A 23,097-nucleotide genomic window follows, 5' to 3' on the forward strand; every position below is an offset into this window, starting at 1 on the left:
CTCTAAATTTAAAATTAAGTTATTAAAGTGATCTAAGTTATATATAAAAACAAATTATTCCAAATGAGATTTATTAATTTTTTATTTTATGCAATTTTATTAATTTGTCCTTTAGGGGCTCTTTTTGATGTTGCTTATCCAAGTGTATTCGGACAAAAGGTGTATGTATATATTTTGATGCCGATACTTATTATTTATTCAAGTATATTAATCTTAAAACGAGACAGAGTTATTTTAAATAAATTTGATCTTGTTCTTGTTGTTTTTTTTTGTTACCTCTTTTGTAGAATGCCTGATTATGCTCACATGCATTATTTTCTTGCATTATTAATTGTTTATTTCGTAGGAAAGCTCTCTGGTAAACTTAATCTGAAAGTTACTATAGTTTTGATGTTAGCCTCTTCTATTTTACAGATTTTTATAGGTGAACTCCAAATTTTAAATCTAATAGAGAGCCCAAATTCCATGTTTAAGATCTCTGGAACCTTTTTTAACCCAGCTCCTTATGCCGGTTTCTTGGCAATGATTGTTCCACTTTGTTATTATAAAAATTATAACTTATTTAAGGGGAGGTTTGAGACCTTGTTTCAGATTATAGTTTATATTGTGATGGTAGGTTCTGTGATATTACTGTTTTCTGCAGATTCCCGGGCTGCTTTTTTAGCAGTAATTGTTTCTATTAGCTATTTATACTGGAATGATGAAATTGTTAGAGAGGTTAAGTCAAAACTTCTGGCAAAAAAAAGCTACATGATCTTGGTAATGGTATCAGTAATTTTTATTTGTGGTTTTGTTTATCTATATAAATATAAATCTGCAAATGGACGATTATTTATTTGGACGAATTCATTAACTGGTATTGAAAAAAGTCCTTTTTTAGGAAACGGAATTGGGTCTTTTAAGCAAAACTACATGCTCTTTCAGCGAGATTATTTCGAAAATAATACAACAAGTAAATATTTATCTATTGCTGATAATGTGGAGTATCTGTATAATGACCTGCTACTAATCTGGTTTGAACTTGGTATTGTGGGTTTGTTATTGCTTTCAATCATGCTGTATTATCTTTTCGCACCTAAGTTTAATTCAAAATTATCAAAGCCTCTTAAGGCTAGTTGCTTGACTATTTGTATCTTTTCTCTTTTTTCGTATCCGAGTGAGATTCCAGCTATTTGCATTTATTTATTTTTTATTTTGGGTCTAATATCATCTATTGATACCAATCATAATCTTCTTGTATTTCCAGGTTTCAAAAAGAATGGAGTGTATGTTATTTCACTATCACTATTAGTTTTAGCAGTTTTTTACTTAAATTTTTGCTTATCAGTTTATGGTTCATTTAAGAAATGGAAATCCGCTATAGCTTATTATGACAATGGTGATTTTAGACGATCTAAATCTTTTTATGACGAAGTATATTCTTTAGGATACTTAAATAATAATCCCCTTTTTTTAGACCATTATGCGAAAGTATTATTTTTAACTGAAAACTACTACGTGTCTGACCTAGTAAGTAAACGTACTGTTAAAATTAGGCCTAATGTCAACAATTATTTGCTTTATGCTGAGTCGTTAAGTCGTCAAGGAAAATATGAACTTGCTGAAAGATATTACGAGGATGCTTTGTTTATGGTACCTAAATTATTTTATGGAGAATATTTATTGTGTAAAATGTATTATAATTCCCGTAGTGAGGTTAAGTTTAAAAACAGAGCAAAGGAATTTCTATTTAGGAGTAATGAGTCAGATCAACTAGTTGTAAAGGAAATGAGGGATAGTGTAAATAAATGGCTTTTGAAACAATAGTTTTAAATTATTGCACATTTACTATTGTTTAATATAAATTATTGTTTTAGATTTGATATAGCATGTTCGCGACAGCTAATTATTTAATTTTAATCAAATTTAAACTATTTACTTTGTTATGAAAAAGAAATCAATTTTCTCTGTATTTGCAGTTTTAGGTTTAGGAATAGCCGCTTGCAATTTTGTATATTCTAATGCTTCTTCAAATGATGCTAAGAGTACTATTTCAGCTTTAAATAACTTACAGGTATTAAATGCCTCTGCTGGAGAATCATATTGTAAGGATAATTCGTCCAATAGTTGCGAAATTACTTCCGGTGGTGTAACTATTAAAGGTACAGGACAGCCTTATACTAACAACTAGTTATGATCAAGATCAAATTATTTGTCGGAATTAGCGCTTGCGCGGTCATCGCTATTTCTGCCAATATTCGTTTAACAGAAACAGTTTTTACATCTATTTCAAATTCGAATATTGCTAATCTGGAAATTTTAAATGCTTCCGCTGGAGAAGCGTATTGTAAACCTGTTACGCAGAATGCATGTGATATCAGCGTACCTAATGCTAATATTTCTGGTGTTGGCCAACCTTATGTAAATCATTAATATGAAAAAGAAAATTTTATTTGGTGGTTTAATTTTGGCGGGAGTCTTTACATTAAACTTTATGACATCTGATAAACCTGTAGAATATTCCTTACAAGGCTTAGATAATTTCAAAATTATGAATGCATCTGCAGGTGAGGCATATTGTAAGCCGGCAGCAAACCCTTGTGTTATAACGATCGCTGGCACTACAATTTCTGGATCAGGAATACCTACTGCTAATTTTTAAAAAATATTTTATGAAGAAGATAAAATTATTATCTAGTTTGACTGTGTTTGCAGTAATTATTGGGTTTAACATGATAAATGCCAATAGTAATAGTGTTACGACATTAGAATCCCTTGATAATCTAAAATTGCTTAATGCTTCAGCTGCAGAGGCTGGATGTAGAGCAGTTAATGACCGAGCATGTATTATTAATACAGGACAGATCGTCATGAATGGTTACGGAATTCCTTTCGTTAATTGGTAATTTTTAAACATTTCATAAGAGTGGGGCAATTTCCCCACTCTTATCATTCCTCTATGGATTTAACCTTATTTATGATCAACAATTTTAAAATTTTTAGCTGTAGCATTATTATTCTCATTTTTGTTTCTTGTCAATCTAATTCATTCAAATTTGAAAATTCCAATGTTGTCCATATGGACATTTCAGGCAAAGTGTTAATACGTTCGATTGAGTTAGCCGACCCATGGGATATAGCTTTGAATGACTCTCTCATCTATATCGGTAACAAAAATACACGCCCTATGTTGGAGTCCTATACTCTCAAAGGAGAAAGGAAAGCTAGATATGTTTTAGAAGGAAACGATATCATGGGCAAAGGAATTATCGGTAGAATGAATATTGTAGATAATCGACTAGTTATATCGGATTTGTTTTCAGGAAAAGTATTTGCATTAAATGAAAGTATGGTTGGCTTAGAAAATTTATCCTCAATAAAAGTAACTGATAAAAACCTGCTATTGTCACAGGATTTGATCATTTGCTCAAGTGAGGAACATATGAAAGGGCGAATTACGATATATAATAGAAAGAATAATGCGTACCAACAAAGTTTACTTTCGTTGCCTACAAAATATAATGATTCCATATCGGAAGCAATGAATCTTTCGATATATAGTTCATTAATTGAAATAAGTCCTAACCAAAAAATAGTGGTTGCAGCCACAATTAATGCTGATATGCTGGATGTTGTTAATCTTGAAAATAATGAGCATTTTAACTATCATTATTCGAAACCTGAAAGTGTTATTTTTGATGAAATCAGGGGAATTCCAGTTTATTATTTTACTAGTAAATCAAAAATGGGATATACTGATCTAGCTGTTACAGATAACTATGTATATGGATTATATTCTGGAAAGTCTATGGAGGAGAAGTCTGCTTCAAGTGTAATCAGGGTAATTAGTACTGATGGAAAACATGCATATACCTTGAATACTGACAAGCAAATTAAACGAATTGCAGTGGCAAAAGATAATAAGGCGATTTATGCAATAACTATTAATGAAAACAATACACCCGAAGTTGTAAAATTTGACATCTCTTTAATATAATGAAACTAATCTTAATATTTGCAATTGCTTGTTTGACCTTTTATTCCTGTGGAAACAGATCTGCTAAACAAAAGAAGTGGGAAAATAAAGTCGAAAATACCCTTAAAGAGCATTTGGACAAAACATTTTATTATCCTACAGATGCTCCATATTTTGAGCATGTTAAAACGGAAGATAGTGATACTATTCCTAAGCATAGGATTTTCGCATATATTGATGGTACTTGTAGTCAATGTGTAAAGGAACTCGATTTTTGGGAGAAGTTTTCAGATGATCTTAGATCTATAAGTCCTGATGATAAGTCATTAAATATATTTATTTTTTCACCAGATCCTGCTGATTTTGATAAAGAAACAATTTCAAAGTTAAAATTCAAACTCAATTGGAAAGCCGATACTGCTCGTTTTATTCCAGTTCGAAATAATATTTGGGATAAAAGATTCCAAGTATTACTTGTAGATCAAAAAGATCGAATCAAAGTGATAGGAAATCCTGTTTTGAATCCTGAATTGCGAAATTATTATCTTGAATACATAAAAAATAATTAGTAAAAATGCTTTTCTGGGTCATTTTATTCGTCTTAATAATAGCTCTATTAACTTTATTGTTTTTGGTTAAAAATAAGTCATGGTGGAGCATCTGTTTCAAGGTGATTTTAGTGTATATTTTAATAATAATAGTGAGAACATTTTTATTGGATGTGTTTCGAGTATCGAGTAATTCGATGGAAAATACCTTGACAAAGGGCGATATTATTTTAGTCAACAAACTAGCGTATGGCCCATCAATTCCGGCTTCGCTTAAGCGATATTTGATTTTTGGACAAGTAGGAGAAAGGTTTTTAGGATTTTATCAGCCTAAAAGAGACGATGTAGTAACTTTTATACGAAATAACACTATTATGGTAAAACGTATGATAGCTGTCGAGAATGATTCAGTAGATAACTTCAAATCTGGAATATATGTTAATGGTAAAGAGAATAACAATAAATTTGTTAAAAGAGTTTATAATGTTCAAATCGAGAACTCGCAGTTAAACAGAATCAAGAGCTCCTCGAAATTTGATTTCCAGACAATACGGCCTGCTATTCCCGGAGTATACTCATTTTATAAATTAAATTTAACACCGGATGAAATTAACTTGTTGACATTACAGAATTTTCAGTTTGAATTGGATAGTGTAAGTGAATTATCGGAAAGAGTTAGCAGAGGTGGAGTTTATTTCGTGGGTGACAACCGAAATTTCTCTACTGATTCGAGGACTTTCGGCTCTGTTAGTAGAAATAATATCATAGGAAAAGTTAATTATGTTTTATATCGCCCCACTGAAAAGAAGTTTTGGGATCGCTTCCTTTGTCGTATTAATTAGTATTACCTTTTACAATTGTAATAAAAAGGCAGGTCCATTTGAAATAAATAAAAAGATTATTTATAACCAACAATGTGGGAAGGTATTATTGTCAAGCAATAAGCAAGGATACTTTACTCCTTTACTTATTTCCAATATATTTAGCAATTACCGAAAAATCGAATATTTGGATTTTAATTTAAATCAGAATACTTATCCACGTGATTTCTCAATGGATTGTACTTGTGGTGTGTTCTTAACGGAAAGAACTAATAAAACTGGTTATGATGTGATTTACTACAATTTTTTAAAAAAACTGAAAGTTAACATAACAAATGGTTCGCATGCTGAATTTTCTGATCCGATTTTTATAAATAAGGATAATCTGTTAATGTTGGAGAATGGAAAAATTAAGTTGTATGATGTAAATAAAAGCACATGGTCACTTTTAGCATCATCTGTAGATTTCCGCTTTCTTTTTAAAGGGCAAAATAATAAAGCTTATTTACAGGATTTTGAGGGGGATATTTGGTCTTTTAGCTTTGAAGATCATCTTTTTAAAAAATTATGGCAGTCCACATCCGAATTTGTTGGAAGTAGACAGATAAAATATAATCAAGATAAATTATATTTTTTAAGTGATCATATTAATGGCTTCAATTCTATTTTTGTACTTGATGAAACTAAAAATCTAATAATAGATTCGATTGTAGAAAATAATGATATTTTTTTGTTAAGCCAGATCGCCGACAATTCTAGCGTATCCTATATTAGGAATGTAGGATTAACATTTTCTTCAGACGATGTGCCAATAAAAAGTAAAGGAGTTCTTTATGATGCGTTTTTAAAGCAAGATAGCATTTTAATGTTGTATTCAGATTTGAACAAACCGGCTTCTTTGTTTATAAATGACCAAGGTGAGTTAAAAGATATTCTTGGACAGCATTTGGATATTAAACCGTATAGGGTTGTTACGGATTCTAAATATGAAGGAGTTGATAATCTGATTTTTTATCCATTAAAGAAGGAAAATTCTTGGGTTGTGTGGCTGCATGGAGGGCCAAATGAGCAAGTTTCTTTGAGGTACAATAGATATTTTTACTCTCTTTTGGAAAGTGGGGTCGGTGTGATAGCAATAAATTATCCGGGATCAACAGGTAAGGGAAATAAAAGGGAATTATTGGGTGTGCCAGATCATGAGTCGCTTCAATATCAAGTGCGATCGATTGGACATGATTTGGATAAAATTATAAAAAATAATAGGATTAAAAAGATATCATTGGTGGGAGTAAGTTATGGCAGTAAGATTGCGCAACAACTTATTAAGGAAGGAAAATATAATTTTGATCATTTTATTGATTTCTCGGGTATTGGTACGGATTCTAATTTTTTTATTAAAGACATCAGCACACTTTATATTTTTGGAGATAAAGATTTCATGCTCTACAATAAAGATAGAATACAACTTTTGAAGAAACATCAAGAGTCTGGGGCACGAATAAAAATTTTAGAAAACGAGGGGCATAGTATTAGTGGCAAAAATAATATCTCCAAGATCTGCGAAGAAATATCTTCCTTTATGGCGCAATAGGTTATCCGATTAGATCAAATTATAAGGAGTTTGACAATATCCTGGTACCTATACGAGTGAGAACTATCGTTCCACAAGGTGCCCAGATTTGTCAATGCGAGGCAAATCACGATACTGTAAATTCAAATGGAATAACTATAGTGTATAAAGTTTTTTCAGAACGAGACGTGCATTTTACGCTTAAAATTGTTTCATCATAAGCTATATAATACCTTTAATATGTTCACCTTCATTCTCTGGTTACATAATATTACACCAATCAATAGGATTGTTTTTACAATATCTTATTAATCCAAGACTTTTCATCCTATACTGCATCATTGCTTTATAACATTAAAAAACTGGTGTACTGATTCCATTGCTCAACTGCCACATCATAAGCCTTAATAATACTGCTTCTTTAAGCATTAATAAACAAGCAGCAAATTGATTTTCTTGCCATTCTATCCAGTTCTTCCCATAGGTCAAACAAAGATCATATCTGGAATGATAAAATAGAACTGTGGAATGTCGTATCTTTTACTTTTGAAATGAAACGAACGGAGATAGATCCCTCAAATGAAGTAATAATGGTAGAATCAATTGATCAGTATAAAGAAGCTACCACAAATTATTTCAACAATTGGTTTAAGAAAGTAATTAACAAAAATTAAATGAAGATGGATGATTTTACCACTGTAGTCTTCGTTCTGTTTATCAGTACTGTAATAGTATATGTGTTGGTTTTGAGGACACAGCAGAAACGTCGATTAGAAAAGAACGGACTAAGAACAGAAGGAATTATTGTCGATTTAGATTTTGATCTCTGGAGTAGAATCAATGTCTACTATCCAGTAGTCAGATATCAAACTTTGTATAAGGAGAACGTCAGACGCAGATATTCTGTTGGAACTTACCCTTCATATTTTGAAATAGGAGAAAAGGTAATTGTAATTTATAATAAAGACGATACCGACGACTTCATTTTGAAGAAAATCCACTAGAATTTTCGCTTTCCGGTTATAATTCTGAAAATAGTCATAATATATCATTATTTACTTTTAACATTTAACCAGATGCCAGCATAATTTAGGCATGTAAGTTGGAGCAATGTTTGTCAACGGTTATTGTTTATTAAAGACTTTAGCATATGAAGCTGTTGTTTTAATTATAATAACCAATAAAAAATGGATAAGATTATGAAAACTATCGAAAATTAATTGGATATGCTGGTCAGAACGACTCCAGTACACAATAAATAGAGTGAACTTACCATGATAAAATATTATAAAACTGACGATAAAGAACAACTACTTTACAAAGAAACTTGGTTTGACGAAAACAGAAAAGTAGCCATTGTTCACTATGGAAAAGTTGGTTATAAGGGAAAAGTAGAAGAGATACCGATTGAAACGAAAAATGCAAATGACGATTTTGTACATAATTTCTGTAAAGACTGTGAAAGTAATGGCTATTATCAAATCGATGAAGATAATCACCATTGGGTTGTTGTTCAGTTTCCTTTAAAGAGTGAATTAGGAAATAAAAGAGATTTATGGCTAAAAGACAAGGTGCAAGAATATCTAAAAGACCATCTAGGCTGGAATGGAGTAGGCGATGTGGATGGTTTTGATATGGGTCAAAAGAAATTAAATTTTTTTTGTAAGGTTGTAGACAGTGAAAAAGCGGTTAGCAGTATCAAAACCTGTCTCAAAGATTATCGGCTTGACCTTAATCAAGCACGAATTGCAACAAAAAAAGTAGGAGAGATAAATTATACGCTGAAGTTTTCACACAAAAAAGTAGATAATTTTGAACTATGAAAAAGTTAGCCTTACAAAAGATTGATTTCAATCAGTCGCTTCCAGACTTGATTTTCAAAAGCAGTTTAACGGAAAATAAAACATAAATTAAACAAGGCTTTTGATAGGAATTTATAAACAACAATTTCATTTTAAACAGTACATTAAGATCCTATAAACCTTTATTAACCATGAAAATAACTACAGAAGAATTCCAAGATTATAAATTAGAAATAGAAGAATTAACAGCATTACTACATAATGAATGGTTTGATTTGAAAAATTTAATCATATCAAACAACATTAATTTAGAAAGGACGCTATTAGTCGGTTACTATGAAGATGCTGAAGGGAAAGAGCATGGGTTACTTTACAACAAAAAAGACAATTTCATACTAAAATTTGAAGTGTTTAATAACAATATATCACTCACGAGTATTGATCAAGTTAATGAAGTAAGTGATGACTATCCGCAATTACAAGTAGCTATTAGCTTAGCAGATTAGTTGTTAGAAATGGATCCCCCGCGCTAGCACACGAAAAACATAACGCTCAACTACGCAGTTTTGCGGACTGCTGATCTAGAAATTTTCTATGGTAGACCATTTCAGTTTGTAGCGTTTTAAAAAAGCTTTCAGCTGCGACATAATCCCAATTTTTAGAAGCTCTAGCAAAATAAAGCTCGCAGTTAATATGTATATCTTCACTTTCAGAGGGTAATGTCTATACTTCTATTATTTAACCCAACAATTGCGCTATATGTTTGATAATTAGAATAATATTTTGTAATTTGTATTGTAAATATCTAACTAGAGTATTTACAATAAATTATTTGGTTATGAAAAAAATTTGGTTTTCTTCGCTATCTTTAATTTTATTAATGTATTCTCAAAACACAATGTCTCAGAAAATGGATTCATGCGAAACATTTATGTATGGGCTTTGGTCTTCAACAGAAATTGGCTTTTTGGAAAAGCTGTCAATTAATAAGGCAGGTTTTTTTGAAATAATGCAAAAAGGAACCGGTATAACTAAGCATTTTAAGATAACTGAAATTAAAGACGGATTAATAAAGGGGGAGGGATATGATTATTCAACCCCCGATGGTAATTCTGGTTCTTTTTTATTTCAAATAAAGCGTATTGATAAAGATATTATGGATTTTAAAGTAACAGGTGAGAATAAAAGTCGCACTATGAGACTAAAAAAAGTTGGCGAATTTGATTCTGGAATTTTCTTCGCTAAATAAGTACTGTTCCATTTATGTACAAAAATATTCACATACCAACCTTTGTTATTAATTTAGAAAACAGGAAAGATCGATTCATGCTCTTGAACAATTTGATTCTCGCACAGCATTTGACCTTAAAATTATATCAGCGCGCAAACATAAAATTGGGGCACCGCCTCTATTTCTTGGAGGCTCATTTTTGTTCTTTTCAAGTGTGTAGTCTTCGTTAAAGTCTTGCTGTATAAGTTCAGGTATTTTTTCTATTTTGTTCCAGTTGTTATCAACAAAATAATACTCTTGGTCTATGATACCAGTCTCAAATTTGTTTGTGAGTATCATAACTCCATTATCTGGAATTTTGTAAATCAGTCTTCCGTCTACTTTTGGAACAGTCTGTCCACAAGGCTCATTATAAATTAGCGTGATTTGACCTCTAAAGTCTTTAGGAATAAGAAAGGTCTGTGGTGTCATATGCTTTGAGGCTAAAAAGACGAATGCAAGCATTCCAGGAAACCAAAGTAGCAGTGGTAAAAAGGTCGTTAGTAATTTTGTCTTTAGCTTGATTTTAGAGAGCCATACTATCAAAAGTCCGATTATAAAAACTGGTCCTCCAAATATTATCCAATAAAGATTTAAGCAAGCAATCCAACTTAAAATAATCAGAATAAGTCCCGTTTTATAAACTCTCATTTTGTATTTGTCGTATTTATAAAATTACAGATGGTTTGTGGCTTGGCGAAAATGGCAGACTGAATTTTAAATTTGCATCACTGTTAGCATAAGGGATATAGTATTTGCTAATATACTACAAAAGGAAATAAAAAAGACTTTTATCAGCGATGAATGTAATTGATTTTGAATTAATATAAAAGGTGTAATTATCATTTTTATTCCTGAAACGAATCGAAAGACAAAGGCGCAATTGCAATCTGTAGTATAAATTATGTAGGGTTTGTTATGCAGACTCGATAAAGCCGAATGTTTTCCTCCTTTCTCTCTTTTACGGTTTCCCGTATACTGGGTAAAATAAGATTACTTATCATTGCGCGTAATTGTAAATTAAGCAGTAATAAATTAACTGAAAAACTTATTTTTTTATATAAAGGCACGCAAATGCCAATCAGAAGGATTGGGCAACTGTAAAATCTTATAACCTTCCGAATGAGCTCTCTTTTGCCGTTGTTGGGCACAAGGGCTGGGAGCAAAATGTTGAAGAAGATGTCGATTATGCATTTGTAGTCAGCTTTGAGGTACTAAATGGGGAAATACCATTGTATAATTTGATGGCACAGGTTAATGTTGAAGTAGAGCAAGAGACTCAAATTCCTCTGTTCTAGATTTTATGAATAGGAATATCTTTTTTTTATAAATGCAGTAGTCAGATTAAATTTTGACTACTTCATTTAAATATTCGTAATTGTGATTAGAGTTTAATGATATAAATTTGATAGTCTATTTCATATATCTATCCCTAAAATTTGCCATATAATCACGATCTTTCATGAAGAGTTTTTTATTTGCAATTAATGCTGTTGCCCAGTTTATACGCTCTAATTCCTCTTCTGTACAAACCTTTGGAAAAATTGTAAAGCCATCGACCGATTGCTGTGCTATTTTATCACTATCAATAATTAAGCATACTGTAGGGCTGATTGGAAATCCAAAAAGATAGGAATCTCCCAAGCCTCCAAAATTGATAACTTCATTTCCACTTAATACAAAGCCTGGATTGTCAGAAGTAAAGAATTCATGTCCAGTTGGGGCATGATAGATTTGAATTGCTGATAATAAAAAGGTCTCTGTTACTTTTTTGACAATTGTCGATTGCTGATCTATAAATGAACCCGTGTATAGGTCTTCAGCTTTTGAAGGTTCATTAATAAATTCCTCTTTCATTTTTCTTAAGTAGATTGTTGGGTCTACTTTATCAACTCTTCTCGCTAGCCCCATATATGGTTTAAATCGCTCTTCTAGCCCTCCCGCCGACACGTCTTTTTTCAAGGTATTTGTCAGTGAGTCTCGTGTAGTAGGATTTCGTCGCTTTATTGTGACAAGCGTTGCTAGTAAAAGTTCGAGTTGAGATCTAGTCATTTTAAAAGATACCTCTTGTTTTTGAGATATCAGATCTGCAAGATCGGAGTAGCTATTTTCTTGCGATGTGAAAGCATTTTTTTCAATATAATAATCATCGCTGATACCTCTAATTATTTTAGATTCCTCACGTTGAATCTTGAAATAATTCTTTTCATAACATACTTGTCGAGTAGTTTTTCTTGAAATGCTCCTATATTGTTTACATAGTTGATGAAAATAGTTGTCCTCATCTACGAATCGTTTTAGGTAAACTCTAGGAACGTAATGATGATCAATTGGGTCTCCGGTTTTCATGGTAACTCTCGCTTATAGTTCTTTTTAAAGTTACTTAATAATTTTAGTACGTATCATTTTTCTATTCAATTTGAATTGAAAAATTAGGATATGCACCTGCCTTTAAGACAATCTTGACAAATACATGAACAAACACAACCTTGATCGCAGTATCTACATTCACTATGGCAGCAGGCAAACCAGTAGGAGATAAATCTAAGAAAGCAGTAGTCAATCTATTCACAGCAGACTTAGCAATTGATCATTACGTAGCAGTTTATGATAGAGGGACAGTCGGCAGGAGTAGAGCAATTGTTTACATCAGATTTTAATCAGAAAGTACATGCATCAGAAGATAAAACGAACAGCCGTTCAGAAGTTATTTCACTCTTGAAAAAACAAAAAGGTGAGCAGTTGAACTGTAAAACAATTACCACTATAGTTGATGAGTCGGATGATTATATGGTTGCAAAAGTGACCCAACAATTTGAAGGGTTTAATAAGGCCGATTTGATCACCTTGGTCAACGATGGTGATAACTGGAAAATATCCCAATCCATTAACTTTTATAAGTAAGTTAAATCATATGTTTAGCAAAGGCCACGTCGAGAGATTTTTTGATAAAATGTATATCTTTATATGTAAGTAACTTTTTTATCAGCCATTAAATCATAGTGCGCTTTGGCATTATTTATAAAAGATTGAATGTTCAGAAGAAGTGATGGTATTTCCTCTAAAACTTTTTCCAAAAATGAGTATAATAATAGTGAGTTATTATTTAAATCGTGCGCCAGCATAAGATTATTTTTAACTAATTTTATGATTGCAAATAGATCTTCATCTAAATTATGATGTAATTCACGTGTTGAGAACAAGGCATTCATAAAACTGATATACCCCTCATTAGTTTCGACTGTTGCTATTTGCTTATAATATAAATCCATGTGAGTCTTTATAATTTTATAATGAGGTTTTTCACTTTGTAAGTTTATTTTATAGATATCAGTGAAATTTGATTTATTAGAGGAAATTTTTGCATTAATTTCATTGTTGTATCTTAAAAAACTTTGAAATTCACTGTTTATTTTGGTCATTAAATACTGTAATCTTTTATAATTATCATAAGAGTTTATAAAATCGCTAAATAGATTTGCTTTTGAAGATAGAAAAATTGGTCTATATGACTCGTAAAGCTTAACGTAGTCAATCTGTTGTAATAGATCAAAAGTATTAATGTAAATTTCAGAAATAGTAATAGAAAAATCTAATTTTTCAATCAAAATTCGATCCTTATGCTCTGTTAAAGGTGTGAGAGTCGTGTTTATTCTATTTTTAAGAATGTCTAAATTTATTTCATACACTGATCTTAATAACGATTGATTGTCAGAGATCTCTAAATTGCTATTTTTTTGTTGTTTGTAAATTTGATGAAGCATTATTAAGTATGCTCCAATAACACCAATTCCTGAACCAATAATTGGAATTAGAAAATCTTTCCAATTCTGGTTTTCTGATAACCAGTTGAGAATTTTACACATAGATTAGTATTTTTAAAAGTTAAAGTTATAAAGAAAATATTCTATTCAACCTATTTCCAATTCCAGTATAACAAGATAAGACTAATATGCTTAAAGGAACTATGTAGGATTATATTTTTATTATTAAATTCTTTGTTGTCGTTATCTTTCATTTATGAATGGTATTTGGATTTTTAAATTTATATTCTTTTTTGGAAAACTTTAAATCATCGAAATGGGAGTACTGGATAAGAGTATACCGAAATATTTCCCAAATAATAATTTCAAAACTATCCCTCTAATATCATTTTAATAGTCTTCCGTTCCTTATCCGATAGAGCTATCGCATTTTCAAATAGAGGCAGTATATCCTGTTTACGGTAAGTTTGCAGGAGCAAATCAAATAAACGTAAATAAGTTCGTATCAGATCGGGTTTGACAACTACAAATACACGTGGATCTGCAATCTATAGTTCTTGTATAAGAGACAATAAAACTTTTTTGCGTTTTACATCTACTTCCAGACTGCTATAGTGAGGTAGAAGGGCTTTCTTTTTAAGCTGCTCCAGTTATACTGTTACAGCCTGCTCGCGAATATACTTTTTTTGCTTGCGGTCCATAAAATCGTGTAACTCGGACAATAAGTTACGATAAACTACTTGGGGCTCCTTTTCACTGAAGAGGTTGCTATCCACAGATACAGCGATATCATCTTGCTCAAAATTGTCGAAAAAAGCCGACTCTATATACACCGATTGGTGGAAGTTTATTACATTATTATTAAAACTACTCAGCAGTTTTGTAATCTCGGTTTTGTTGCCATTTAAAAAATAATAATAGTAGCGGACTCCGATTTGTTGTTTCCACCGGATATTATTGACCTGGAAACTGTAGCAGTTTTCTTGGCTACTATAGAGTGTGAATATGTTGCTGTCCGTTGCCTGGATCAAATTATTATAATTAAACACAGTTCCATTTATAAGTATGCTGTAACCCGAATCCCGATTGAGATGTAAGTACCAGCCAAATTCTTGCGCAAGGAAATCGTTAAGTTCTTCAGATTCTAGTGCTGCAGCTGTAAAGCCAAAGATACCTTCTAGCTTTACAGTTGTATCAGTCCCTTTATCTTTTTCATATACTTTGATATTACTGATTTCGTATTGTTCTTTAGCATCACGATATATACGTATGGTGTAAGAAAATAGCTCGTCACATACCTTAACAGATGTATTCCAAGTTGCGCGAGTACCAAATAAAGAAAAAGAAAAGCGGCCTTTTCCTTTTTTTCCATGTGTATAAGAACTTCGTTTTAAATTATTTTTTTCAGAGAATCCAAGAAATTGCCAAAAGAATAGTCCAGTGTTTCCCTTGCTATTCCCTCACCATTATCTCGAATGCTGATACTTTCGATAAATCCGAGTGCATTACTTCTTATATCTACTGATACCTCAGTTGCTTTCGCATCAAATCCATTCCAGATATATTCCGCTATGACGTGCTTGGTGTCTTTCGGCAAATCTGCCGATTCTATACTTGCGTTCGTGATCCGTGTGTTATTTTTCATAATAGATTTATCTATCTAAAAGTACGACAATAAATGATAAAATAAAAACTTTTTAGCTAATATTATTAGTAAATATTGTAGTTTTGTGGATACGGATTTCATTAGTTGGATAATAAAGAATAAAAGTTGATCTTATAATGTATATATTATTTATGGAGTCACATTTTAAGTTTATAATTACATTATAGGTCTAAATCAAACCTTTAGGGCAATTTTAAATAAAAGTTTTTGTGTAATTAAGTGATTTGGAGGAACTGCTCAATTAGTTATATAATAAACTGTTTACATTTTCATTCAGTGGGATGTTAAATGTTTATGCTTACTTTTGAAGGTGTTAAAAGAGTTCATTATTAACGATATTTTTATATTGATAGTTTGAATAAATGGGACAAAAGTTAAATATGATAAAATATTATACTAAGAACATGTGGAACGCAGGCATGGAGCGCATGTACAGAGGATTTGTGGTTTTTGGTTATAAAAACGTAACAATATTTATTGAGGAAATAGATACGAGATGTGTGTCTAAAATGATATATTGCAAGAGCAAATGAAAAAATTAATTGAAATATTTTCGAAGCTCGGTTTAAATAAGGAAAACGGTCTTTTTCTTATTAGAGAGGATAAGTGGAAAATCGAAACTTCTTTTCCTAATAGGGTGAAAAGGTTGATTGAACGCAAAATTGAGCCTGATGCTATTTTTGTGTTTGATAATAAACCAATGGTATTGTTTTTCGAAAACAGGAAAAATAAGTCTGAACTACATGAAGCTATTTGGAATTTCAATGAATGCCCGATTGTTATTTTTATAGAGAATGAGTCTGTTGAAATTTTTAATGGATTCAACTATTTAAAAGAGAATAAGTCATTAGAAAAGCTTGGGAATGCGGATAAGCTTACGAATTTTACATACTTTGAATTAGTAACAGGAAGAACTTGGGAGCAATATAAAGAACACTTAGATTATAAAAATCGAGTAGATTATCATTTATTACAAAATATCAAAGCTGCACGTGAAATTCTAGTTGAAGGCGATGAAAAAAGATCTAAACTTGTTAATGCAATTTTAGGCAAAATCATTTTTGTGCGATATTTAATTGATCGAAAAGTTAAAATGAAATTTGATGGCAAGTCACGTACTTGGTCTAATTTAGAGTTTTGTGAGTTATTAGATAATCCAGAAAAGATACAAGCTTTTTTTGAATACATAGAAGATAAGGACCAAGGTTTTAATGGTGATTTATTTCCATTATCATCAAGCGAATATAAACAAGTAGGGAAAGGCGATTATCAAGTGTTAAAAAGGTTATTACTTGGTGATGATATAGCCAAGAACCAACCATCACTCTTTGAGTTGTATGATTTTTCCATTATACCAATTGAGTTTATTAGTAATGTCTATGAAATGTTCATAGGTAAAAACAATCAAAAAGAAGAAGGTGCTTATTATACACCACTTTTTTTAGTGGATTACATTCTAAAAGAAACAGTAGAAAAACATTTGTCAGACACTAGTAAATTAGAACTTAAATTTAACGAAGCCTTGTCAAAGAAATCTGGCAATTATTCTTATTGTAAAGTGCTTGATCCAGCTTGTGGTTCTGGAATTTTTCTTGTAGAAACACTTCGAAAAATTATTGAGAAGTATATTGAAGATACTGGTATAAAGGTCAAGGATGAAAAATTCAAAACTGCTATAAAAAATTTAGCTAAAGAAAATATTTATGGTGTAGATAAAGATTTAAGTGCTGTTCAAGTTGCCGTATTTTCAATTTACCTTACCTTATTGGACTATTTGGAGCCTCCTGCTATAGAGACATTCAAGTTTCCAGTTCTTTTTAATTCAAATTTCTTTGAAGCAGATTTTTTTGATGAAAACGCTACATTTAACAACCAATTCAAAGATATTGAGTTTAACTTTATTCTAGGAAATCCTCCTTGGATGAGAGGAAAAGGAGAAAAACAAAAACCTTTATATGTTGAATATATTGAAAAAAGACAAAAGAAAGAGGCGGAATTTAATTCACCAAAAATTAATATTGGAAATAAAGAAATCGCACAAGCATTTTTATTAAGAAGTAGTGACTTTTCAAAATCAGTAACTAAGTGCGCATTAATAGTTACAAGCAAGGTTCTTTATAATCTACAAAGTAAATCTTTTAGAGAATACTTCTTGCATAACTTTATTTTAAAAAGGGTTTTTGAATTAGCACCAGTGCGACGTGAGGTTTTTGATAAATCTAATGACAAAGCAATTGCTCCCGCGTGTGTCCTATTTTTCAGCTATGCCCATAACACTACTACAGATGCTAATATCATAGAGCATATTGCTTTAAAGCCAAGTAGATTTTTCTCACTTTTTAAAATATTTACCATCAACCGAACGGACTTTAAAAAAGTTCAACAAAGTAAATTAAAGGAATTTGACTGGCTTTGGAAGGTCTTAGTTTATGGTACTTATCTTGACTTCAATTTAATTGAAAGGTTAAAAGCTGATTATTTAACATTAAAGGATAGGATAAAAAATGGTAGTGATCTTATTATAGGACAGGGGGTAATGGTCGGCGGTGGAGATAAAAATGATGCTTTTGATATGTTGGGAAAGCCATTTATAGATACACGTTTAGATATTAAGCAATATTGGATAAATCCAGAGAATAGAAAGAAATGGGAATTTGATATTGTACACAGGACAAGGAATAAAGAGCTTTATAAAGCTCCTGTTTTATTAATTTCAGGAGGTGTAAATACTAATTTGAATTCTGTATCTGCTGTTTGTTATCAAGATTCAGTCTATAAAAGTTCTTTAACAGGGATTAAGGGAAAAGATGATAGCACAATAAAAACGTTAAGGCAAATATCGGGTATTTTAAACTCGACTTTTTTCTCGTATTTTAATTTGATGACATTCAGTTCTTCTGGAATAGAAAGAGAAGAGTCACATGATGAAGAAAAACTCAATATTCCACTAATAGAGACCGAAAAAATCTCGCTAGCCGTAGAATCTCTAGAAAAGCTTTTATCAGACCAATACAGTAATGACAAAGTGCTACAAGATCCAACTTTAAAGATGTTGATTAGGGATAAGCAATTAGAACTTGATGATTGTATAATTGATTCATTTTCAATCAGTAGTGAGGAGGTTAGCTTACTTGATTATGCAAATCGAGTAATTATACCTATGATAATGAGGCATGAAAAATATGAGCAATTGTTTTTCTCCATCAAAGAAAAAGATCTAGAACTAGAAAGTTATGCCAAATTATTTATCAATCGTTTCCAATCCTATCTTAGTAATAATGACTATAAATTTGTTGTAGAAATCTGGTATACTAATCAAATTGTTGGTATGTTTTTTAAACTTGTTCCTATAAATTCTTTTAAAACTGAAATAGTTTGGGTGAACAAGCAAGATAGAGACTGGGAAATAATATCACTCCTGATAAAAATAGGTTCTGAGAAAGTTACAGATAAACTCTTTATACAGAAAGATGTAAGAGGATTTGAAAAAGACTATTTTTATATTTTTAAACCAAATGAAAAGCGACTTTGGCACAAAGCCATCGGTCATTTAGATGTGAATGAATTTGCTGATGCCATTCTAAAAGCTGGAAGGGAATGGAAATGATGTTTGGAGAATTGAATGCATCTGGTTATGCTAATAATGATATGTTTTACAATGCCGAATTTGAAGGAATATTGGCGAAGATGATTGCTTGTTATAAACTTATATATGTAAATAATATAACATTAAGCAACAATGAGAATAGTATTAGAGATTTTATTCTTTACAATTATCTAAAAAAACAGTGGTTTAAAACAGAATATGGAATGACCGGCTATCTTTTTGATCCTGAATTACCGGAAAATACTGGCAGAATTGATATAAGAATAATGCCAGTAAACCCATTTATTAATGATGAAGCTTATTATGTTATTGAATGTAAAAGATTAAGTTCAAAAAATGTAGCAGGTAAATCAGGTTTGAACTCTGAATACATATCAGAAGGAATATGTAGATTTATTTCAGAGAAGTATTCGACTTATTATAGAACAAATGGTATGATTGGCTTTGTTATAGATCCAATTGATATTAATATAAATGTTGATTCAATTAATAATTTGTTAGCAACTGATTTTTCAGGGACAAATACTACACAAAACTTGCAATACAGGGAAATTGTTGTAGATTTTGGTTTCTCATATTGTTCATGTCACAAAGTGTCAGAAAAAAGTGTAATCCTTTATCATTTAATGTTTGATTTTTCAAAAAACATCAATTGTTACTAAACCTTTATATTTTGGTCTAATACTAGGAATGCATTACATTTTTCTGAGTTTAATATTTATAGAATTAAGAGTTTTCTTGCATCTTTTTATATTTTTTCTGCAGTTTTTCCATCGCATAATTAATGGCTTTTTTAAAGTATGTATTACTGCAGGAGTGTATGCATCCTAGCAAGTACATATTTGAATGATTATTTGTGTTAATTACTTTTGTTTCTATAAATACAGCACAAGAAAAAAGGAGTCATATGCTATCTTTAGTTGAAAAGTGGCGTAGCAGTGACCAGACACAACATGAGTTTTGTTCTTTTCACGGTATCAAGATCCATACTTTAGCTTATTGGATCGATGTCTGCAAAGAAGAAAAACCTCTTCAGGTTTTATTGAGGTCTTACCAAAAAACAATACGATCCAAAAGGTCGAAGTGATCTATTCCAACGGGGGGGAAGTTAATACTAGAGTTGATCTGGCCTGGGTACCCAAACTTATCCACCTTTATTAAGCATGTTTTCCATACGATCATCGTACAGATTCTATCTCTATTAGGGTCATTTTGACACGCGTAATGTCAAATTCTTTTCTTTTGGAAAGCTTTACATAAGAAAGGAACAAGTTTAGGGAAAAGAAGTAATATTGTCAGATCATCAGTTGGACTGAGATACTACTCTTTAGAGGGGTCAGTATCTCCGGAAAGGGGTCAACATCCCCGGAATATGCACCAAACTTAAAGATGTGTTGTACAGAATGGGTTTACATAATCGTATGATTCTTTTTTTTAAACTCTTCTGCCCAAGATTGAAACTTGATTAAGTCCGCCCGTCCCAAAACACTATAAAATAGAAATTCTGCCGAGGAACCGATTAAACTTGGGCCTTCACCCTTCAACAGCTTTTCATAAATATTTCTCCGCTCGTAAAATGACAGCAAGTAAGTATAATCATTTGCTTGCGCTTCCGTTGTTGCTTTCAAATCTCGCGAATGCTTAGAGGCATAACGCTTATAGGCTTCTTCAACAGCAGAAGTTCGTAACAGATGGGCTATGAAAGCCAACCAGTTTTGATGTATTGCAGAGTTTGATGCAGTTTTTAAATTATTAAGCATTCGAATATACAGTATTGTCCCTGAATCTACACTGATTGGTAAGTATGTTGTCGTTACAGATAACGCACCAACTTCAAAAAATGCATTGCCGATGGTATCAATCGTTCCATATGTAGGTGCCGTACTGCAGGCAGAAAGAAATACCAAAGGTGCTGAGATTTGAAACTCTATTACCTGATTTCCATTCAATTTTTCGCTTCCAAAGAACAGTACAGAAGATTTACTCTCTTTATCATATGCTCCGTGGCTATCTATTATTAACAAATGAGGTTTAACCTCCTCTACTGCTGTTTTCAATGCTTCAATTGAAAAACACTCTTTTATAATCACATCATTTTCTTCTGCTAATAGCTTAACGGCAGGATGCCATCGACTGAATTCCGGTTCATTGTTACCAAAAACTACTAGAGTTTTTTTTAAAATATCTCGCGGTACTAAATACTGTCGCTGTTCATGAGAAACAAAGTTAGCCATTAATCCATGTAGAGCTGTTTCTGGCAGGCGACATACATCATGTGTAAAACTCAGTGGTACACCGTTAATATCCAGCCATTCGACAGGGAGATCGCTTATAGCTACAATTTGACGATTGTCATCAGCTAGTCGCTGTAGAAGTTCTGGTGATATCGCCCTCCTACGAAACTCCTGACCAAAAGACTGGATTGTCCTTAATACTTTGGTACGATTATTTGGAGCAGTCAGTCTACCCGCTACCTCTGTTCTAAAAAAAGACAGACTCCGATACAACGTCTTTCCTTGTGCAGGTAAACGAACTATCGGCGAAAATGTAAAAGAGCTATGAAGGAAGGCAACATCATCTAGAAATTGAGTTTTCAGCGTAATTAATTGGGAAGTAAATAATAGAGCCTTTGCCGATTTAGGTGGTTTTGTTAAATGTATATAGTTTTGGGTCTGCTCAAAGTTCAATGTCGAGAAGTATTCTCTATACTCTTCTCCACTATTCCCATCAAGAAAAGATTGAACATCTGGATTTTGAAAAGGGGCAATGATAATCAGTGGTGCCAGAACCGGGTCAATTTCATATACCTGATTTACAAGCCCCTCTTCAAAACAGGTTTCAGAGAAATAATCAATTTTATCTATTTGATCGATTATTAGTTGTTGCCTTATAAATGACTTCGAGTTTATATTAGCCTCTTCGTATCCTCTAGATTGTGTGAGAAGTTGCTCTTCGGTAATAGTATTATTAATTCGTTCGCCATAATCGAAATTTCCAATTATGCTATTTGCAACCCTATAATTAGATTGTGCTGGGATAAAGGAAGGGAAATCATAGTAACCATCCCAACCCATAGAAACTTCAGGAGTCAATAATATTGGAGGAATCCCCATTAATTGGAAAACTGCCCTCTGTTTCTCGTAAACTAGTTGCATAAAATGTCCAGGATTGTGAACCTCGTTAGGTAATCTCACACATTTCTTATCTTGATCGTTTATGAAGCAATAATACCTAAGATCGGAATGGAGCGAAAATAGAATTTGATTGATCTTATCAATCCTTGTTGAATTCATATCCACAAAAAACAAATAAATTCTGTTTTTGGGCATCACAGTTAAATACTCTTCCAGATTTTCACTGTATTTAACATGGAAATGATATGGGTCACTAAATCCGCTTCTTAAAGTAGTCTCAAAATAACTAAGCGAGTCCTTCATCTGTAGTATGTCTTTCGGGAGAAAACTTATAAAGCGTAGAACATTATTATGAAACTCGGAAGGTGGAATGAATGAAAGTGTTGTCGGCTGTTTATCTATAACCAATACATAATTGATCGAAGTTAACTGATGATAACGATATAATACTCTCTCATTCATTTATATCAAATATATACAAAAATTAAACTTAATTATAGCTTCTCAGTGGTACTTATCAAAATGTAAACCAAGCTAAAAGATATTTCTCGCGCTATCCGTCTATTTACCTTCCCCGCTTCTGTCTTGTCTGCTGTTCCCATGGCAGGGCTTAAGCAGCTGTCTGTTGCTGCTGTGCATTGGGTGTCAGCGAGTCTATATTTACAATTGGAAAAAGAAATACTGCGGTCTAGGAGTTTCGGAAATCCGAAAACTGCGCCGACTTGAAGACGAAAATGCCCAATCTGTAAAGTTTTTTAGGACGGGACAGAATTTTAGTTTGAGAGAATTTATTGACGAAACTATAAATAAGGTGCTTAATTAATAGAATATAAAAAAAATAGGGAGTTTATCTGTGACTCAAATAATTTACATTTTATCAGGTTTGCTGCGCTCTTAATGTATTTATTTTGAATAACATCACCAAGTGATTAATGTACCCATTAAATCACTTGGTGATGC

The 23,097-nt window shown here is 31.9% G+C and carries 24 protein-coding genes; 17 read left to right on the forward strand and 7 right to left on the reverse strand.

All coding sequences use genetic code 11. The features are described from left to right. Positions 1–63 precede the first annotated feature (63 nt). The 13 genes from FHR29_RS04270 to FHR29_RS04330 all read left to right on the forward strand — a co-directional run bounded on the left by FHR29_RS04270 (position 64) and on the right by FHR29_RS04330 (position 9,945). On the forward strand, positions 64–1,806 hold the full coding sequence (locus FHR29_RS04270; protein WP_183912582.1) for an O-antigen ligase family protein: 1,743 nt from the start codon (positions 64–66) through the stop codon (positions 1,804–1,806). 118 nt (positions 1,807–1,924) lie between these two features. Then, positions 1,925–2,170, forward strand: a complete 246-nt coding sequence (locus tag FHR29_RS04275) for a hypothetical protein (protein WP_183912584.1) — start codon at positions 1,925–1,927, stop codon at positions 2,168–2,170. A 2-nt stretch (positions 2,171–2,172) separates the two neighbouring features. Beyond that, complete coding sequence (locus FHR29_RS04280; protein WP_183912586.1) at positions 2,173–2,412, forward strand: hypothetical protein; 240 nt, start codon at positions 2,173–2,175, stop codon at positions 2,410–2,412. Between the two features lies 1 nt (position 2,413). Next, entirely contained in the window at positions 2,414–2,641 is a 228-nt protein-coding gene (locus tag FHR29_RS04285) for a hypothetical protein (RefSeq protein WP_183912588.1), read from the forward strand. A 10-nt stretch (positions 2,642–2,651) separates the two neighbouring features. After that, positions 2,652–2,885: a hypothetical protein gene (locus FHR29_RS04290; protein WP_183912590.1), complete on the forward strand. Its 234-nt coding sequence runs from the start codon at positions 2,652–2,654 to the stop codon at positions 2,883–2,885. A 53-nt stretch (positions 2,886–2,938) separates the two neighbouring features. Further along, entirely contained in the window at positions 2,939–3,976 is a 1,038-nt protein-coding gene (locus FHR29_RS04295) for a BF3164 family lipoprotein (protein ID WP_183912592.1), read from the forward strand. Further along, positions 3,976–4,524, forward strand: a complete 549-nt coding sequence (locus FHR29_RS04300; RefSeq protein ID WP_183912594.1) for a hypothetical protein — start codon at positions 3,976–3,978, stop codon at positions 4,522–4,524. The genes FHR29_RS04295 and FHR29_RS04300 overlap by 1 nt, the downstream gene beginning before the upstream one ends. Positions 4,525–4,655: 131 nt before the next feature. Then, positions 4,656–5,345, forward strand: a complete 690-nt coding sequence (gene lepB, locus FHR29_RS04305; protein ID WP_183912596.1) for a signal peptidase I — start codon at positions 4,656–4,658, stop codon at positions 5,343–5,345. Then, positions 5,284–6,915, forward strand: coding sequence for a S9 family peptidase (locus tag FHR29_RS04310; RefSeq protein WP_183912598.1), 1,632 nt, complete (start codon positions 5,284–5,286; stop codon positions 6,913–6,915). The genes lepB and FHR29_RS04310 overlap by 62 nt, the downstream gene beginning before the upstream one ends. 659 nt (positions 6,916–7,574) lie before the next feature. Next, the gene (locus tag FHR29_RS04315; protein ID WP_183912600.1) at positions 7,575–7,898 is read left to right on the forward strand and encodes a DUF3592 domain-containing protein; all 324 of its coding nucleotides are present in this window, start codon (positions 7,575–7,577) and stop codon (positions 7,896–7,898) included. Positions 7,899–8,168: 270 nt separating this feature from the next. Beyond that, the gene (locus FHR29_RS04320; RefSeq protein WP_183912602.1) at positions 8,169–8,717 is read left to right on the forward strand and encodes a hypothetical protein; all 549 of its coding nucleotides are present in this window, start codon (positions 8,169–8,171) and stop codon (positions 8,715–8,717) included. Between the two features lie 170 nt (positions 8,718–8,887). Beyond that, positions 8,888–9,202: a hypothetical protein gene (locus tag FHR29_RS04325; RefSeq protein ID WP_183912604.1), complete on the forward strand. Its 315-nt coding sequence runs from the start codon at positions 8,888–8,890 to the stop codon at positions 9,200–9,202. A gap of 332 nt (positions 9,203–9,534) precedes the next feature. Next, on the forward strand, positions 9,535–9,945 hold the full coding sequence (locus FHR29_RS04330; RefSeq protein ID WP_183912606.1) for a hypothetical protein: 411 nt from the start codon (positions 9,535–9,537) through the stop codon (positions 9,943–9,945). Between the two features lie 75 nt (positions 9,946–10,020). On the opposite strand, the gene FHR29_RS04335 is transcribed toward FHR29_RS04330, so the two are convergent. From FHR29_RS04335 to FHR29_RS04345, 3 genes are all read right to left on the reverse strand, one after another. Next, positions 10,021–10,617, reverse strand: a complete 597-nt coding sequence (locus tag FHR29_RS04335) for a DUF6843 domain-containing protein (RefSeq protein ID WP_183912608.1) — start codon at positions 10,615–10,617, stop codon at positions 10,021–10,023. 762 nt (positions 10,618–11,379) lie between these two features. Continuing rightward, entirely contained in the window at positions 11,380–12,315 is a 936-nt protein-coding gene (locus FHR29_RS04340) for a DUF4238 domain-containing protein (RefSeq protein WP_183912610.1), read from the reverse strand. A gap of 61 nt (positions 12,316–12,376) precedes the next feature. Beyond that, complete coding sequence (locus tag FHR29_RS04345) at positions 12,377–12,538, reverse strand: hypothetical protein (protein WP_183912626.1); 162 nt, start codon at positions 12,536–12,538, stop codon at positions 12,377–12,379. A 35-nt stretch (positions 12,539–12,573) separates the two neighbouring features. On the opposite strand from FHR29_RS04345, the gene FHR29_RS04350 reads away from it, so the two are divergent. Then, positions 12,574–12,870, forward strand: a complete 297-nt coding sequence (locus FHR29_RS04350; RefSeq protein WP_183912628.1) for a nuclear transport factor 2 family protein — start codon at positions 12,574–12,576, stop codon at positions 12,868–12,870. 59 nt (positions 12,871–12,929) lie between these two features. Here the strand turns inward: FHR29_RS04350 and FHR29_RS04355 are convergent, their stop codons facing one another. The 3 genes from FHR29_RS04355 to FHR29_RS26555 form a co-directional block, all read right to left on the reverse strand. Continuing rightward, positions 12,930–13,832, reverse strand: coding sequence for a hypothetical protein (locus FHR29_RS04355; protein ID WP_183912630.1), 903 nt, complete (start codon positions 13,830–13,832; stop codon positions 12,930–12,932). A gap of 548 nt (positions 13,833–14,380) precedes the next feature. Further along, on the reverse strand, positions 14,381–14,779 hold the full coding sequence (locus tag FHR29_RS26550; RefSeq protein ID WP_260291843.1) for a hypothetical protein: 399 nt from the start codon (positions 14,777–14,779) through the stop codon (positions 14,381–14,383). Positions 14,780–15,120: 341 nt separating this feature from the next. Further along, the gene (locus FHR29_RS26555; protein ID WP_260291845.1) at positions 15,121–15,375 is read right to left on the reverse strand and encodes an ATP-binding protein; all 255 of its coding nucleotides are present in this window, start codon (positions 15,373–15,375) and stop codon (positions 15,121–15,123) included. A 550-nt stretch (positions 15,376–15,925) separates the two neighbouring features. Here FHR29_RS26555 and FHR29_RS04365 point away from each other — a divergent pair. The 3 genes from FHR29_RS04365 to tnpA all read left to right on the forward strand — a co-directional run bounded on the left by FHR29_RS04365 (position 15,926) and on the right by tnpA (position 20,090). Further along, positions 15,926–19,003 carry an Eco57I restriction-modification methylase domain-containing protein gene (locus tag FHR29_RS04365; RefSeq protein ID WP_183912632.1) on the forward strand — a complete coding sequence of 1,026 codons (3,078 nt, stop codon included), beginning with the start codon at positions 15,926–15,928 and terminating at the stop codon, positions 19,001–19,003. Further along, positions 18,994–19,665, forward strand: a complete 672-nt coding sequence (locus tag FHR29_RS04370) for a hypothetical protein (RefSeq protein ID WP_183912634.1) — start codon at positions 18,994–18,996, stop codon at positions 19,663–19,665. The genes FHR29_RS04365 and FHR29_RS04370 overlap by 10 nt, the downstream gene beginning before the upstream one ends. A gap of 194 nt (positions 19,666–19,859) precedes the next feature. Then, positions 19,860–20,090 carry an IS66 family insertion sequence element accessory protein TnpA gene (gene tnpA, locus FHR29_RS26810; protein ID WP_409321889.1) on the forward strand — a complete coding sequence of 77 codons (231 nt, stop codon included), beginning with the start codon at positions 19,860–19,862 and terminating at the stop codon, positions 20,088–20,090. 322 nt (positions 20,091–20,412) lie between these two features. On the opposite strand, the gene FHR29_RS04375 is transcribed toward tnpA, so the two are convergent. Next, positions 20,413–22,599 carry a CHAT domain-containing protein gene (locus FHR29_RS04375; RefSeq protein WP_183912636.1) on the reverse strand — a complete coding sequence of 729 codons (2,187 nt, stop codon included), beginning with the start codon at positions 22,597–22,599 and terminating at the stop codon, positions 20,413–20,415. Positions 22,600–23,097 lie beyond the last annotated feature (498 nt).

It is taken from the genome of Sphingobacterium sp. JUb56, from assembly GCF_014191365.1.
GTDB lineage: Bacteria > Bacteroidota > Bacteroidia > Sphingobacteriales > Sphingobacteriaceae > Sphingobacterium > Sphingobacterium anhuiense.